The following is a 13,450-nucleotide window of genomic DNA, read 5'->3' on the forward strand; positions in this document are numbered from 1 at the left end:
ACCGCTGACGATCAGACTTACTGCGAAAGGCTTGTCATGATCATCGTTACCGGAGGGGTCGGGTTCATCGGCTCCCACACCGTCCGCGCCCTCGCCGAGGCCGGCGAGGAGTGCGTCCTGCTCCAGCGCCGCACCCCCCAAATCCCCCCACACCTGGCGGACCTGCCCATCCACGTCGTCCAGGCCGACGTCGCCGACCTCGACGCGCTGCTCGCCGTCGGCCGGCGGTACCCGATCACCGGAATCGTGCACCTCGCCCTCGCCCTGCCCTGGCCGGCGACCGACGTCGACCCGATCGGAGCGACGGGAGGAGCCCTGGAGGCGTTCCTCAACATCGTCCGCGTCGCGCAGACCTGGGGTGTGCGCCGCGTCGTCACCGCCAGCACCATCGGCGTCTACGGCTTCACCTCTGAAGGTGCGCTCACCGAGGACGTGCCGATCCCCTTGGGGCACGTCCACGCCATCCCGACGTTCAAGAAGATCACCGAACTCCTCGCCGGCCACCTCTCAGACGTGACCGACGTGGACATCATCAACGCCCGCATCTGCGGCACCTGGGGTCCCGGCGGACACCTGCCCGACCCGTTCTTCGCCGCGCCCTCCCTGGCTCATGCCGCAGCCCGGCGCAGCGAACCCGACCTGTCCGGACTCCTCGCACCGCCGCACGCCGAAGACGCTCTCGACCTGCTCTACGTCAAGGACACCGGTCGCGCACTCGCGCTGCTGCAGCTCGCCGAGAAGCTGACCAACTCCACGTACAACGTCGCCTCTGGTCGCGCCACAAGCAACGCCGACGTCGTCACCGCGATCGCCTCTGTCGAGCCCGGCTTCCAGTGCGAACTTGCCTCGGGCGGAGGCCGCCCGGTGAGCTGGCTCGACATCACCCGCCTGCGCGAGGACACCGGATTCAACCCCCAGTACGACACCGCCGCGGCTGCCGCTGACTACATCGCCTGGCTGCGCGCGGGAAACCAGCGGTAGCTCCCGGCCGACTGTGTGGGTGAGGGGGTGTGGTCCGGCCTGGCCGGGATGCCCGGCAGCGATGCTCCTACCTCATTCGGCCCCGGTAGCCGACAGGGCCCTCTCCGACCCGCTGGTGGGTCCCCAGGAAGGTGTCGTCACGGAAGGCGATCGTGCCGTTTCCGCCCCGGTTGTCGCGCCAGGCCAACCGGGTGAGCGGGCGACCACCCACCCCCACCGCGAGCAGGAGGTCGTGCGAGGGATACCAGCCACCACCCCAGCCTTCCTGGGCCACGTATCGCGAGGTATCCCTGGTGGCGGGACTACGTTCGATGAGCTGGCCCCGGAACTCCTTCGGTCGCTTGCCCGGCCGGCGACACCAGCCGTAGAAGGCGGCTTGCTGGGCCTCGAAGGTGACGGCGTACTCGGCGCCGGACTCGTCCGCCCAGGCCACGTGCTCGAGCAGGCAATGCTCGCCCCGGTCGATGAAGAGAGTGACCTCACCCCGGCTGGTGGCGTACCTCAGCACCGGATCTGCGATCAGCTGGCTTTCGAGCGCCGACCTGGCCTGGTCATGTGCGTGCATCGGGTCGATCGTCACCCGGTACAGCCACAGCATGCTCTTGGCGTCGCCACCGCTTTCCACCCGCAGCGTATTGCGGCCGGCCAGCAGATCCTCGGCCGAGACCGCGAAGATCAGCCGCTGCGGCAGCCCGCCACCGTTCGGGATCCGCAGCCGGTCGGCCAGTGGCCTGCCGTTGAGGCGAACGGTCAGCGGGGCGTGTCCGGGCGAGCCGGAGAGCATCGACGCGAGCGCCACGACGGCGACGCATGCCTCGCCGACGACGCCCGGATCGGGTACGTCGAACTCCAGCTCGACCGAGCCGCATGCATTGATGGCCAGGTGACCGTCGGCGTTCCACGACCGGTCGATGCCGGTGATGGTCACGTTGCCGGTGCGCGCCGGGTCGGTGCCGAAGTCGGCGTAGGTGGGCTCCATCTGGACGCCGGTGCGGTCGTCGACATGTGCGGCAGGAGCCGGCTGCGGGTCCAGCAGCACCTCGTACGTCGCGACCGTGCGTTCGTTCTTGCCGTACCCGATGTTGGCCGCGCCGAAAGCGGGCCGCACCTTGCCGACGTGCAGCGCGCCGGGCGCGACCGCGGCACGGGCGACGTAGAGCGGTTCGCCGCTGTGCTCCCGGCCCACCGGCGTCGCGTCCGACGGCACTGCGCCGTCTGACCCGATGCCCCAGACGCCGCGATCCATCAGCACTTCGTACTCGTCGACGCTGACCTCCGCGCCGCCCCAGGCGATAAGGGCGGCACCAAGATCAGGACGGACCCGGCCCGGGTGCATACCCCCGTGCAGCTCGGCGCGGCACACCCAGAGCAGCGCGCCGTTCTCCTCGTAGCCGTGGGGTGCCGCGCCGGCCGGGATCTGTCCTGCGCTGGCGGTCTCCCAACGGTATCCGCTTTCGGGCTCTTCCATCCATGAAGGATAGTTCAGCTCCTCGGGCCGACGGCCACCCTGGGTCGTCAGGACGCCGTCAGGGTCTACCTGTCCCGGGTGGCGTCCTGCTGTTCAAGCCAGGTCAGGATCGTCCGGGTCGTCTCTTCCGGCTTCTCCTGCTGGATCCAGTGCCCGCAGTCCAGGGTGACCACGTCCACATTGGGCACGAACTCCGCCAGCCTGGCGGACTTGGCGATCGTGTCCCGGTCGCCGTAGATCATGAGGGTGGGCTGTCGGATGATCGGGTCGACGTCCGCCAGCAGATGCCAGTTGCGGTCGAGGTTGCGGTACCAGTTGATGCTGCCGGTGAACCCGGTCGACTCGAACGCGGCGACGAAGACGGCCAGTTCGCTGTCGCTCATCACCGGCTCACCGAGTGGTGCTGCCGCCCTGGCCAGCTCGATGAACGCCATGCCCGGCCGAGGCTCCATCAGGGGCAGGTTCTTCCGGTACAGGTTGCGCAGGAACTGGTAGGTGTTCTCGTCGAACACGGCGTCCGCGACACCCGGCTGCCGGTTGAAGTGGACGAAGTAGAAGTCGCCACCGAGTACGGATTCCATCAGCTCGATCCAGGGCGTCTCGCCGCGCTCCTGGTACGGCAGACTCAGGTTGATCACCTTGTTGACGCGGTCCGGATGCAGCAGGGTCAGCCCCCAGACGACCATCGCACCCCAGTCGTGGCCGACGAAGGTGGCATCGTCGTACCCGTAGTGATCGAGCAGCGCGACGAGATCACCCGACAGGTGCGCGATGTCGTAGTCGGTCACCTCGCTCGGGCGCGACGAATTGCCGTAGCCGCGCTGGTTCGGGACGATGACGTGGTAGCCCGCTTCAGCGAGGGCCGGCATCTGGTGACGCCACGAGTAGGCATGCTCCGGCCAGCCGTGACAGAGCACGATCGGCTTTCCGGCATTCTGCCGGCCAGCCTCGAAGACTTCGAGCTTCACACCGTTGACGGGGACAAGACTGGGTTCGGGAAAGTTCATGTCGCCATCCTGCCGACCATAACCGGTCACCTCATGACCGGTCTATCTGACAATCTTGGCGGCATGCGAACCGACCGGCTGGTGGCCGTACTCCTGCTGCTGCAACAGCGCGAGCAGGTGACCGCGGCGGAGGTCGCCCGGGAGCTGGAGGTCTCCGAACGCACCGCCCGCCGCGACCTCGACGCCCTGGCCATGGCCGGGGTGCCCGTGTACTCGACGCAGGGCCGGGGCGGCGGCTGGCGCCTCGTCGGCGGTGCCCGTACCGACCTGTCCGGGTTGACCGCAGGCGAGGCCCGCGCCCTGTTCCTGGTCGCCGGCCCGGCCTCGGCCGCGACACCGGAGGTGAAAGCAGCGCTGCGCAAGCTCGTCCAGGCCCTGCCGGAGCCCTTCCGGGCGCCGGCCGAGGCGGCAGCGTCGTCGATCGCGATCGACCCGCAACGATGGGGGGCGGGCCGGGCCGATCGCCCGCCGCCGCGCCTCCTCGACGAACTCCAGGACGCGGTGATCCGGGGCGTCCAGGTGCGGCTCGGCTACGTCGACAGGACCGGCACCGTGAGCGAGCGGACCGTCCACCCGCTGGGCATCGTCGCCAAGAATCCGTGGTGGTACCTCGTCGCCACCACCGGGACCGGCCGCCGGACCTTCCGGATCGACCGCGTCTCGTCCGTCGACCCCTACGACGATCCGGTGCACCGACCCGCGGACTTCGACCTTGCCGAGAGCTGGCGGGAGATCGCCGACGAGGTCGACCGCAGGCGGATGCCCGTCGAGATCCAGGCGGTCTGCGCGCCCGACGGGATCGGCACGCTCCGGATGGCGCTCGGCGACCGGCTCGAGGTGGGTGGCCCCACGGCCGACGGCCGCGTCGAGGTCGTGATCCGTGGCTACAGCGAGTACACGCTCGCCGGCGAGCTCGCCTGGCAGGTCGAATGGCTGGAGGTGACCGGCCCCGCCGGTGTGCGGGACCACCTGGCCGCGATCGGCACCGGGCTCGTCGAGCGGTACGGCTGAAAGCCCGTCGAGCGGTACGGCTGAGAGCGCCTGCGCCAGCGGAGGCCCGTCGTCACCCGGTCTGGAGCAGGCCGCGGTTGACCATGAAGTCCCGCAACGTCTCGACGTCGTCGGCGGACATCAACTCACGGGGGATCACGGTCGCCGGCATCCGGCCCACGTACACGATCCAGAAGCCGGGGGTGTCGAGCACCTTGCTGACCCTGTCCCAGGCGATGTCGCTGAACTCCGTACCGCTGCGCATCGTGATGGTGTCGTCGGTGATGTCGTAGCCGCCGTCGACCGCGTACTCGCCGGACCGGCGCCGGGCCCGCGAGCGCACCCACGGCCCGTACAGCATCGACAGCACACCGGCGGTGACCAGCGACATCCACAGCAGCGAGAACTGCTCGCCCCAGCCGTACTCCCGCCCGCCGACGAAAGCGGCCACCCCGGTCGCCGCCAGGACCGCGCCGATGTAGCCGTACTTGGCCAGCCGCACCCGGCTGAGCGCGGCGGCCGCCTTACCCGGGTAGTCGGGATCGGCGGGGACGTCGAAACGGATGCGCACGCCAGCACGATAGTGCCCACACCCGCCGCCGCCGCGAAGTCCCGCCGGGCCTGCTCGTCCAGGTCGGCCGCGTCCGCGCCGTCGAACGGCTCCCAGCCCGGAAACGGCACGACACCGGCGTCGACCTCGAAGAAGTCTGCGTACGTGTCTCCGTCGACCGCCGGGACGCCACCGATCAGCACGACCTTCGCCACCCGCTCGGGCCGGGCGTCGGCCGCCATCCAGACCAGGGTGCAGGCCGCCGAATGCCCCACCACCACCGACCTGCCCGGTCCCGCGTCCACGGCCGCGAGCACCGCGGCCAACTGGTCGGCGAGCGTCGCCGACGTGTTCCCGTCGCCTGACCCGGCAGGGTCACCGGCACCCGACGCCGGTCCATCTTCTCCAACTCGGCGGCGACGTCGGTCCACGCCGACCCGTCGAGCCACAAGCCACCGATGAGCACGATCTGTTCTGCGGTCATGGGCTCAACCTAACGGCGATTCCGGACGTTCTACTTCCGGTACTGTCTGCGTCGTGCGCACCGGACCGAGCCGACCGCCCGCGCCGTCCGGACGCTCGAAATCCTGCGGGAACGCCCCGGCACCACCGCCGACCAGCTCGCCGCCGCCCTGGGCGTGACCGAGCGGGCCGCGCGACGCTACATCGGCATCCTTCCGGGAGGCCGGCATCCCGGTCGAATCGGTGCGCGGCCCGTACGGCGGCTACCGGCTCGGCCGGGGCACCCGGCTGCCGCCGGTGGTCTTCACCCAGGAACAGGCCCTCGGCCTGGTCATGGCCGTACTCGACGGGCAGCCCGCCGCGATCGACCCCGACGACCCGATCGGCGCGGCACTCAGCAAGGTCATCCGGGCGCTGCCCGACAACATCGGACGGCAGGCGGCGGCCCTGCGGGGGTACGCCTCGGCCGCCCCCGACCGGCATTCGGCCCGTACGGACCCGACCACCACGAACGCCCTGGTCACCGCCGTCGCCGAGCGGTGCCGCGTCCTGATCACCTACCGGGGCGGCAGCGGCGAGCAGTGGGACGCCGAGGTCGACCCGTGGGCGGTCGTGGTGCGGCACAGGCGCTGGTACCTGCTGTGCCACTCGCACCGCGCCGACGCGGTACGCACGTACCGGATCGACCGGGTCCGGGCCGTGCGGCAGCTGCCGCACGGCTTCACCCCGCCCGACGACCTGGACCCGGTCGCCGCGCTGGAGGTCCATCTCGGCGCCGGCTGGCAGTACCGCACCCGGGTCGTGTTCCACGCGCCGCACGAGCGGGTCGCACCGTGGATCCGGCCACCAATGGGCCGCCTCACTCCGGCCGGCGACCGGTGCGTTCTGGTCGGCAGCACCCGGAACCCCGCGATGTACGCCCAGGAGTGGCTGGCTGCCGTTCCGTTCGACTTTACTGTGGAAGAAGGCCCCGAGCTGCGGGCGGCCGTCGCCACGGTCGCGGCCCGCTTCAGCGCGGCTCTCTCGCCCGCGCCGGACCCGCCGCCGCTGGACGGACGACCGAACCAGCGCCGGACAGATTAGCGAATACCGTGACGAGGAGTGACTTGCGGCGGCGCATCCTGCATTACTCCCGATTCTGGACAGATCTGTCATGCAGGTAGGAGAGCGCCGGGTCATCGTGCTGGGCGCTGTCAATCGTCACTACCGCTACTGAGCGTTAGGTGCGAGGGGCGGGCACACTGTGCGGGTGAGCATCGTTGGTTGCCTCCTACCGTCGCGCCTCTCCGACACCGACCGGGTGCCGGTGGTACGGCGATGACCACCCCCGGGTCGGGTGCCATCCTGACGATGGTCGAGGCGATCAGCCGGACCCGCGACCTTGGTGAGTTCGCGGAGGCCGGCTGTCGCGAACTGTTCCGCCTCGTGCCCTGTGTCAGTACGTCGTACACGGAGGTCAACCTCAGGACCAAGATGGTGTCCGGATACCTGTGGCCGTACCCGGGCGTCGAATGGTTCGAGCGGCACGCCGCACTGCTCGGCCGCCTCGCGCTAGAGAACCCGTTGATCGCCCACATGTCTAGCGGCGACGGCTCGGTGGTGTCCTGGGCGGACGTCGACCCGGACGACACATTCCGCCAGACCGAGCTCTTCCGGGAGTTCTACGCCGTGAACGGCGTCGAGAGTCAGGTCGCACTGGGCGTCCTCAACCAGCCCGGGTTGGTGACCGCCTTCACGGTCAACCGCGACGGCACTCCGTTCAGCGCTGACGAGCATCAGGTCCTCGGCGACCTGCGTCCGCACCTGATCAACCTGCACCGGCTGGTCAGCGGGTCGGGACGGGCCCGCGCCAACGACCTCCTCCTGACAGCGGACGGTTGGACCGGGGTCCGGCTCGCCGAGGGCGGCACGGTGCTGACCACGAGCGTGGAGGCAGTGGCGATCGGTGACCGGCTCGGGCTCGACCTGCGCGTTGGAGCCGACCTCACCTCGACGTCGTTCTGGCGGCGGCTCCGCGAGACCATCGGGTCGCGCTGGCAGGTCGGCAGGATGACGAGACCGATCCAGCTCGGTGCCGCCGATTGCCCGGTCGAGGCGATGGTCGCCACGACGGCAGTCGGCCCGTACTCGCTGATGTTCCGCGACCGGGACGCCGTGCGGCGCCGCCGCTGCCAGGAGTTGGGCCTGACCGGCAGGCAGGCCGAGATCGCCCGGCTGGTCATCGCCGGCGCGACCAACGCGCAGATCGGCAGGGCGCTGGGCATCACCGCCTCCACGGTGCGCAAGCACCTGGAGGCGACGTTCCGCGTTGCCGGCGTGCAGTCCCGGGCGGCTCTGGTTGCGGCGCTGCTCGGATCCCGGCTGACGGGCGGGCCGGATGGTTTCCAGGAGTCACGGCTTGTCGAGAACGCAGACGATCTCCATCTCGACCGATGAGCCGGCGCTGGTCGAGCCCACCAGCCGCACCAGTGCGATGTCCGCACTCGTGCCCTCGGTGACCGGCCCGGTGACGTCGATCGAGTCGAAGGTGCTCTTGAAGCCGCTTTCGCTGTTGACGTGCCGGAACGACCGATTTGAGATGGCGGTGAACGACTGGGCGTCGGGGTCGCCGGAGTCGAAGTTGTCGACGCCGAGGATGAGCCGGACGTCCTCGGCGAACGGATCCGGGACGGGCTGCGCACCGAAACTCCTGGTGAACTCGCACTCGCCCTCGAAGTCCTCGTGGGTGGTGCCGGCGATGGTGACCGTCCCGGTGCCTTCGTCTGATCGCTCGTAGCCGTCGCCGGGCGGGGTGTCGGACCCCGGTTGCGTGTCGGCAGCCGCAGCGGTCCCGTCGTCGCGACTGGCGGTCGTATCGTCGGGCTCGGTGAGGGAGCCCGAATCGGCGCACCCGGCCAGGGCGATCGTCGAGAGGGCGGCTATGAAGGCGAGGCGGGACCGGAACTTGACCATGGTCGCACCTTAGGGACGGACGGCGCGCCGGCCAACGGGACGAACGTCGTATTGCGCCGGCCACGGCCCGAAGGGGGTCCGGTGAAACCGGACCCGGCCTGGTCCGAGCTGAACCACAGCGGCCTACCGTTGGTGATGACAGCGACCCCGCCGCCGGAGCGCAGCAGCGGCCGGGCTGCGGGGTCAACCGGTTGGTTGATGCGCGGATCGACCGACCTCGGTGCCGGCTGGGCGATCCGGCAACCCCGGCGGCGGGCCACGCTGGTCCCCATGGGCATCATCGAGGTGACGAACCTCCACAAGCGCGGGTCGGGAGAACGTCCGTCGGGCCCAGGTGCGCAGGTCGGTGGTGGGCAGGCCGAGCGCCTGGGCGATCTCCGGACACGCGGGGGAGCCGTTCTCGTTGATCTGCTCGGCGGCGTTGACCGCGAACGGCGGCAGCCCGCGTTCCACCGCTTCCTCCGGGGTGAGGACCGGGGTGGTGACGGTCCGACCGGTGACCTCGCTGAGGATCGCGGCGACCTCGGTCATCGTACGCAGGTCGCTGGCGAGTTCCACGTCCAGACCGTCGAGGGTGCCCGGCGTGGTGAAGGCGGGTGGCCGCGGCGTGGCCGATGTCGTCGACCGCCACCCAGACGATGCGGGTGTCCTCGGCGAAGGCGGTGACGATGGTGCCGCTGGACCAGTCGCCGAACATGTAGGACCAGCCGATCAGGTTCTCCATGAAGGTCGCGGGCTTGAGGATGGTCCAACGGGCGAAGCCGCCGGTGCGTACCAGTTCGTCGACGGCCGCCTTGCTCTCCCAGTAGTGCCGTTCCCAGCGACCCTCGGCCCAGCCGGGCTGGTTGCGGTGAAAGTCGCCAGCGCCGGCGACGCTGCTGTGGACGAACTGTGCCACGCCGGCCTTGCGGGCGGCCTCGACGACGTTGCGGCCCCGGCGGAGCTCGGCGTCGCCCTGCAGATTACGGGATGGAGAAGACCCCGTCGGCCCCGGTGGCGGCGGCGAGCAGCGACGCGGGGTCGTCCAGGTCGCCCCGGACCAGGGCGCGCACCGCGACACCCCGGTCGAGCAGGGCCCGGGCGGTGGCCCCGCCCTGCTTGCCGGTCGTGCCGATGACAAGGACGGTCAAGCTTCCTCCTGGGTGAGTGGGGTGGTGCCCCGCCGGACGCCGGCCAGGCGCTGACGACCTGGCTGTGCGAGCTGGCGGCGTACAACGCGACCACCCGTGGCCTGGTCGCCTCGCTGCTGCAGGAGCCACCGGAGGACGAGTCCTGCTGCGCGATGCTCGTGGCGGCCGGCGAACCGCTGCTGCGACGGGCCGTCGACAACGGAGCCGTACGCCCGGACGTCGCGATGGCCGACCTGGTGACCCTCGTCAACGCGATCGCGCTGGCCACGGAATCGGCCAGCGCGGCCGAGGCGCAACGGCTGATTGCGAGCAGGTACGCCCGCAGGTCGGGGTGCTGGCCGAACTTGGCGAGGTTGCCGCCGTACGGCCAGCGACGGCTGAGCCCGCAGGAGGTCGGGCTTTGGCGGCGAGGCTGTAGCACCTCGTAGCACAGCTGTTAGGCTGTGCTTATGGCTGAACCGATGCCGAGAGAGATCACCCAGCGCGAGCTACGCAACGAGTCCGGTGCGATCATGCGCGGCGTCGAGCGCGGCGAGTCGTACGTCATCACCCGCAACGGCACCCCGATCGCCCGGCTCATCCCACTGCGCCGACGGACCTTCGTCCCACGGGCCGAGGCGATGGCGGCCTTCGCCACTGCCCCCGTCCTCGACGCAGAGCGGCTCCGGGCTGACCTCGACGACGCGGTCGACCAGGATCCGTTCGATCGTGACTGGTGAGAACTTGACTGATGCACCTGCGGGTCGTGGCCTGATCGACACGAACATCGTCGTGCATCTGGCCGCGCTCGACCCCGACCACCTGCCGAACGAACTCGTGATCAGCGCGGTCACCCTCGCGGAGTTGTCGGCCGGCCCGCATCACACCGATGACCCGGCCGAGCGGGCGAGGCGACTCAACGTCCTGCAGCACGCCGAGGCCACCTTCGACCCATTGCCGTTCGACGCGGAGGCCGCCCGTGCATACGGGATGATCTGCGCGGCCGTGCTCGGCACCGGCCGTAAGCCTCGGCGTCGGCTCGCCGATCTGATGATCGCCTCGGTGGCGACGGTCAACGGGCTACCGCTCTACACGACCAACCCGGACGATTTCGTCGGCTTGGCCGACCTGGTCGACGTGCGGTCGGTTCCGCGTCCCTGACCATTCCTACCGGGGCCGTCGCGGGTCACCGGATCCGCGTACGGTCGGCGGTCACCCGTCTCCTCCTGCTCAGTCGAGGCAGAACTCGTTGCCCTCGACGTCCTGCATGACGAGGCACGACTCGCTGACACCGTCGGCGCGCAGCAGCCGTACGCGTACCGCGCCGAGCGCGACCAGTCGGGCGCATTCGGCCTCGAGTGCGGCCACGCGCTCGTCACCGACGAGACCAGTGCCGACCCGTACGTCGAGATGCAGCCGGTTCTTGACGGTCTTGCCTTCGGGCACGCGCTGGAAGAACAGCCGTGGACCCACCCCGGTGGGATCGACGCAGGCGAACGCCGAGCCCTGACGCTCGGGCGGCAGTGCGCGGTCGAAGTCGTCCCAACCGGCGAACCCCTTCGGGGGCGGCGGTACGACGTACCCCAGCGCCTCGCACCAGAAGCGGGCGACGCGCTCCGGTCGTGCGCAGTCGAAGGTGATCTGGAACTGCTTGACCGACGCCATCAGCCCACCATAGAGGTGTTTCCTTCCTCGTCCGCCCTGGGCACGCCCCGGCGGTACATCGGCTTGATGCCTCTCGTCGGATCAGCAGCTGAAGGCCAGCGCGGCATGGAGGTGCCCTGCGGTGTCCTCGTCGAACGCTACGAGCCGGATCCGTTCGACGGTGGTCGGGGTGGCCGCGAGGGTCACGGCGGCGATCCGGGCGGCCTGGTCGGCGGGGAAGCCGTACACGCCGGTGGCGATCGCGGGGAAGGCGATCGCCCGCACGTCGAGTCCATCGGCGACCCGCAGACTGCGCCGGTAGCAGGAGGCCAGGATGTCGGCTTCGCCGTGGCCGCCGCCTTCCCAGACCGGCCCGACAGTGTGGATGACGTGCCGTACCGGCGGGTCGAGGTCGAACGCCGGCGTAGCCTTGGCGTCGCCCGGCTCGCAGGGGGCGATCGCGCCGCCGGCCCGCGCCAGGCGGGGGCCGGCCGCACGGTGGACGGCCCCGTCGACACCACCGCCGCCGAGCAGTGACTCGTTGGCGGCGGTGACGATGGCGTCGACGTCCACACGGGTGATGTCGCCGACGACGACCTCGATGACTGCCACGACGCGATCCTGGCACACCGGCCGGGAATATGAAGCTGCCGCTGTGGTGACCCGCCGAGCGGGAACCTAGCCGGTGGTGGCGGACAGACACAGGACATGACGACGGTCCTACGCGCCCGGACGCGGGCCGGTGACCCCGCCGCCTTCGGCGAGCGTTGGCCGGTCTGACCGTCGTCGGCCTGGCGTTGAACCCCGGCGGCGATCCGGCCGGCCCAGCGGGCACCACCGCCGGTCCCGACCAGTCCGCCGCCGGCCCGGCGCAGGTCGCCGACCCGACGCCGGCACCGCCGAGGGCGCGACGGTGCTGCTCGACGAGATCGCGCTGGTCGCCGCCACCCGGGCCACCGGCCCGGTACGGCCGGACCAGTTCATCTACATCGAAAGCCAGATCGCCGACACGTACGAAGCCCTCAACGCGGACACCGGCGAAACCCCGACTGGTACGCCAAGGCTGCACAAGCGTCAGGTGCGGCTGTCGCCGGACGGCCACCGTGGCTGGCTGGTCGACGAGTTGAACGAGCCGGCCGGCATCGCCCTCGACAGCGACGCGGTGCCGCATTTCGGCGCGTACGACCGGCTGACCACGCTGCCGATCGATCCGGAGGTGCTGCTGGAGTGGATCTACGCCGAGACGCGGGGGCAGGGCAACCACCCGGACCACCAGGCGTTCACCACCATCGGCGACGATGGGACCGACGCGATCGGTCGCAGCGGCGTCGCGGTGGCCCGGGTGGAGGAAGGCACCGGCGTCCGCCACGAGTGGATCTTCGACCGGGAGGACCACACCTACCTCGGGTCGCGGTCGGTGTACACCACGGCGGTGCCGGACAGCATCATCCCGGTCGGCACGGTGACGTTCAGCCAGGCGGTGGTGCGGCGGACCGTTGTCGACGAGCTGAAGCAGTTGCCGTAACGGAAGAAGCAGCGGCCCGCCACTGCGCCGGGGGTGACGGAGTGTTCGGCCCGGAACCGCTTGATGAAGTAGCTGACGTCGGGGTATCCGACCCGGTGGCTGATCGCGGCCACGGTCAGCGAGGTCTCGGTGAGCAGCACGCGGGCCTGCTGCATGCGCCGTTCGCTCAGGTCGAAGACGGCCGCGAGCAGCGGTTCGTCCGAGGCGCGCAGTTGGTCGGCGACGCTGGTCGACAACCGGGCCGCCTCCACCAGCAGCAGGGTCAGATGGGCGAGCGCGGCGTCCTGGTGGCCGTCGCGTCGCACCCGCAGCTCCTCGGCGAGCGCGGCGAAGCGCCCGGACCAGGTCGCCCGGTCGTCCGGGGGTACGTGCAGCCGCTGCGCCCGGTCGGTGCCCCGGGCGAACGGGAACAGCAGCGGGTGGGTCCGCCACGAGGCGTACGCCCCGGCGGTCCCGGGCCGGACCGCGTCGGCGGGGAACCACACCACCCAGCCGTCGATGTCGAGCTGTTCGGGCCGTTCGCCGAAGGAGACGACCTGGCCCGGGGCGACGATGAGCAGATCCCCCGTCGGTCACCGGCCAGGTCCGATCGTCGATGCACACCGTTGCGTCGGTCCTTCGGCGTAGCAGAGCGCGACGAATTCGTGGGTGTGCGCGTCGGCGGGAAGCCGGATCCGAACTTTGTCGCATCGTCTTCACACCCTCACCGATGTCGCGCTGCGGTCAGTGGCCGATGCTGGGAAGAGTGACCGAATCTCGTCC

Annotated in this window: 15 protein-coding genes and 4 pseudogenes; 8 read left to right on the forward strand and 11 right to left on the reverse strand. The window is 70.4% G+C overall.

Annotated features, from left to right (window positions below; translation table 11 throughout):
* The first annotated feature begins 36 nt into the window (after nt 1–36).
* Nucleotides 37–981, forward strand: a complete 945-nt coding sequence (locus O7553_RS02045) for an NAD(P)-dependent oxidoreductase (RefSeq protein WP_281553204.1) — start codon at nt 37–39, stop codon at nt 979–981.
* Between the two features lie 67 nt (nt 982–1,048).
* Here O7553_RS02045 and O7553_RS02050 read toward each other — a convergent pair whose 3' ends face one another.
* Together O7553_RS02050 and O7553_RS02055 are read right to left on the reverse strand one after the other, a co-directional pair.
* Nucleotides 1,049–2,449: a DM9 repeat-containing protein gene (locus O7553_RS02050; RefSeq protein ID WP_348650010.1), complete on the reverse strand. Its 1,401-nt coding sequence runs from the start codon at nt 2,447–2,449 to the stop codon at nt 1,049–1,051.
* Between the two features lie 65 nt (nt 2,450–2,514).
* A complete protein-coding gene (locus O7553_RS02055; RefSeq protein WP_281553205.1) occupies nt 2,515–3,456 on the reverse strand; it encodes an alpha/beta hydrolase in 942 nt (313 codons plus the stop codon).
* 63 nt (nt 3,457–3,519) lie between these two features.
* On the opposite strand from O7553_RS02055, the gene O7553_RS02060 reads away from it, so the two are divergent.
* Complete coding sequence (locus tag O7553_RS02060) at nt 3,520–4,467, forward strand: WYL domain-containing protein (protein ID WP_281553206.1); 948 nt, start codon at nt 3,520–3,522, stop codon at nt 4,465–4,467.
* A gap of 52 nt (nt 4,468–4,519) precedes the next feature.
* Here O7553_RS02060 and O7553_RS02065 read toward each other — a convergent pair whose 3' ends face one another.
* Both O7553_RS02065 and O7553_RS02070 read right to left on the reverse strand, forming a co-directional pair.
* A complete protein-coding gene (locus O7553_RS02065; protein WP_281553207.1) occupies nt 4,520–5,017 on the reverse strand; it encodes a YcxB family protein in 498 nt (165 codons plus the stop codon).
* Between the two features lie 23 nt (nt 5,018–5,040).
* Nucleotides 5,041–5,480 (reverse strand): annotated as a pseudogene (locus O7553_RS02070) (alpha/beta hydrolase); the annotation flags it as partial.
* A gap of 103 nt (nt 5,481–5,583) precedes the next feature.
* Between O7553_RS02070 and O7553_RS02075 the strand changes: the two are divergent.
* Together O7553_RS02075 and O7553_RS02080 are read left to right on the forward strand one after the other, a co-directional pair.
* Nucleotides 5,584–6,541 (forward strand): annotated as a pseudogene (locus tag O7553_RS02075) (WYL domain-containing protein).
* 234 nt (nt 6,542–6,775) lie between these two features.
* Complete coding sequence (locus O7553_RS02080; RefSeq protein WP_281553208.1) at nt 6,776–7,894, forward strand: helix-turn-helix transcriptional regulator; 1,119 nt, start codon at nt 6,776–6,778, stop codon at nt 7,892–7,894.
* Here the strand turns inward: O7553_RS02080 and O7553_RS02085 are convergent.
* The 4 genes and pseudogenes from O7553_RS02085 to O7553_RS02100 form a co-directional block, all read right to left on the reverse strand.
* A complete protein-coding gene (locus O7553_RS02085; protein ID WP_281553209.1) occupies nt 7,850–8,410 on the reverse strand; it encodes a hypothetical protein in 561 nt (186 codons plus the stop codon). The genes O7553_RS02080 and O7553_RS02085 overlap by 45 nt on opposite strands.
* Before the next feature lie 183 nt (nt 8,411–8,593).
* The gene (locus tag O7553_RS02090) at nt 8,594–8,968 is read right to left on the reverse strand and encodes a hypothetical protein (protein WP_281555828.1); all 375 of its coding nucleotides are present in this window, start codon (nt 8,966–8,968) and stop codon (nt 8,594–8,596) included.
* A gap of 88 nt (nt 8,969–9,056) precedes the next feature.
* A pseudogene (locus O7553_RS02095) lies at nt 9,057–9,308 on the reverse strand (NmrA/HSCARG family protein); the annotation flags it as partial.
* 64 nt (nt 9,309–9,372) lie between these two features.
* Nucleotides 9,373–9,540: an NmrA family NAD(P)-binding protein gene (locus O7553_RS02100; protein WP_281553210.1), complete on the reverse strand. Its 168-nt coding sequence runs from the start codon at nt 9,538–9,540 to the stop codon at nt 9,373–9,375.
* Between the two features lie 50 nt (nt 9,541–9,590).
* On the opposite strand from O7553_RS02100, the gene O7553_RS02105 reads away from it, so the two are divergent.
* From O7553_RS02105 to O7553_RS02115, 3 genes are read left to right on the forward strand one after another with little or no spacing between them, the layout of a single operon-like run.
* Nucleotides 9,591–9,968, forward strand: coding sequence for a hypothetical protein (locus O7553_RS02105; protein WP_348651195.1), 378 nt, complete (start codon nt 9,591–9,593; stop codon nt 9,966–9,968).
* A 21-nt stretch (nt 9,969–9,989) separates the two neighbouring features.
* Nucleotides 9,990–10,259: a type II toxin-antitoxin system prevent-host-death family antitoxin gene (locus O7553_RS02110; protein ID WP_281553212.1), complete on the forward strand. Its 270-nt coding sequence runs from the start codon at nt 9,990–9,992 to the stop codon at nt 10,257–10,259.
* Between the two features lie 4 nt (nt 10,260–10,263).
* Nucleotides 10,264–10,680 carry a type II toxin-antitoxin system VapC family toxin gene (locus O7553_RS02115; protein WP_281553213.1) on the forward strand — a complete coding sequence of 139 codons (417 nt, stop codon included), beginning with the start codon at nt 10,264–10,266 and terminating at the stop codon, nt 10,678–10,680.
* 69 nt (nt 10,681–10,749) lie between these two features.
* Here the strand turns inward: O7553_RS02115 and O7553_RS02120 are convergent, their stop codons facing one another.
* Both O7553_RS02120 and O7553_RS02125 read right to left on the reverse strand, forming a co-directional pair.
* Complete coding sequence (locus O7553_RS02120) at nt 10,750–11,184, reverse strand: VOC family protein (protein ID WP_281553214.1); 435 nt, start codon at nt 11,182–11,184, stop codon at nt 10,750–10,752.
* An 81-nt stretch (nt 11,185–11,265) separates the two neighbouring features.
* Nucleotides 11,266–11,775, reverse strand: a complete 510-nt coding sequence (locus O7553_RS02125; protein ID WP_281553215.1) for a macro domain-containing protein — start codon at nt 11,773–11,775, stop codon at nt 11,266–11,268.
* Between the two features lie 301 nt (nt 11,776–12,076).
* Between O7553_RS02125 and O7553_RS02130 the strand changes: the two genes are divergently transcribed.
* On the forward strand, nt 12,077–12,688 hold the full coding sequence (locus O7553_RS02130) for a hypothetical protein (protein ID WP_281553216.1): 612 nt from the start codon (nt 12,077–12,079) through the stop codon (nt 12,686–12,688).
* Here O7553_RS02130 and O7553_RS02135 read toward each other — a convergent pair.
* Nucleotides 12,633–13,362 (reverse strand): annotated as a pseudogene (locus tag O7553_RS02135) (helix-turn-helix transcriptional regulator). The gene O7553_RS02130 and the pseudogene O7553_RS02135 sit on opposite strands and share 56 nt — an antisense overlap.
* Between the last annotated feature and the right edge of the window lie 88 nt (nt 13,363–13,450).

The organism is Solwaraspora sp. WMMA2059, from assembly GCF_027497315.1.
Classification (GTDB): Bacteria; Actinomycetota; Actinomycetes; order Mycobacteriales; family Micromonosporaceae; genus Micromonospora_E.

What these genes read in the sequence shown, in the direction of transcription:
- O7553_RS02080 (WP_281553208.1), top strand. Translation starts at nt 6,776, where the DNA reads ATGACCACCCCCGGGTCGGGTGCCATCCTGACGATGGTCGAGGCGATC.
- O7553_RS02045 (WP_281553204.1), top strand. Translation starts at nt 37, where the DNA reads ATGATCATCGTTACCGGAGGGGTCGGGTTCATCGGCTCCCACACCGTC.
- O7553_RS02085 (WP_281553209.1), bottom strand. Translation starts at nt 8,410, where the DNA reads ATGGTCAAGTTCCGGTCCCGCCTCGCCTTCATAGCCGCCCTCTCGACG.
- O7553_RS02055 (WP_281553205.1), bottom strand. Translation starts at nt 3,456, where the DNA reads ATGAACTTTCCCGAACCCAGTCTTGTCCCCGTCAACGGTGTGAAGCTC.
- O7553_RS02060 (WP_281553206.1), top strand. Translation starts at nt 3,520, where the DNA reads ATGCGAACCGACCGGCTGGTGGCCGTACTCCTGCTGCTGCAACAGCGC.
- O7553_RS02110 (WP_281553212.1), top strand. Translation starts at nt 9,990, where the DNA reads ATGGCTGAACCGATGCCGAGAGAGATCACCCAGCGCGAGCTACGCAAC.
- O7553_RS02120 (WP_281553214.1), bottom strand. Translation starts at nt 11,184, where the DNA reads ATGGCGTCGGTCAAGCAGTTCCAGATCACCTTCGACTGCGCACGACCG.
- O7553_RS02050 (WP_348650010.1), bottom strand. Translation starts at nt 2,449, where the DNA reads ATGGAAGAGCCCGAAAGCGGATACCGTTGGGAGACCGCCAGCGCAGGA.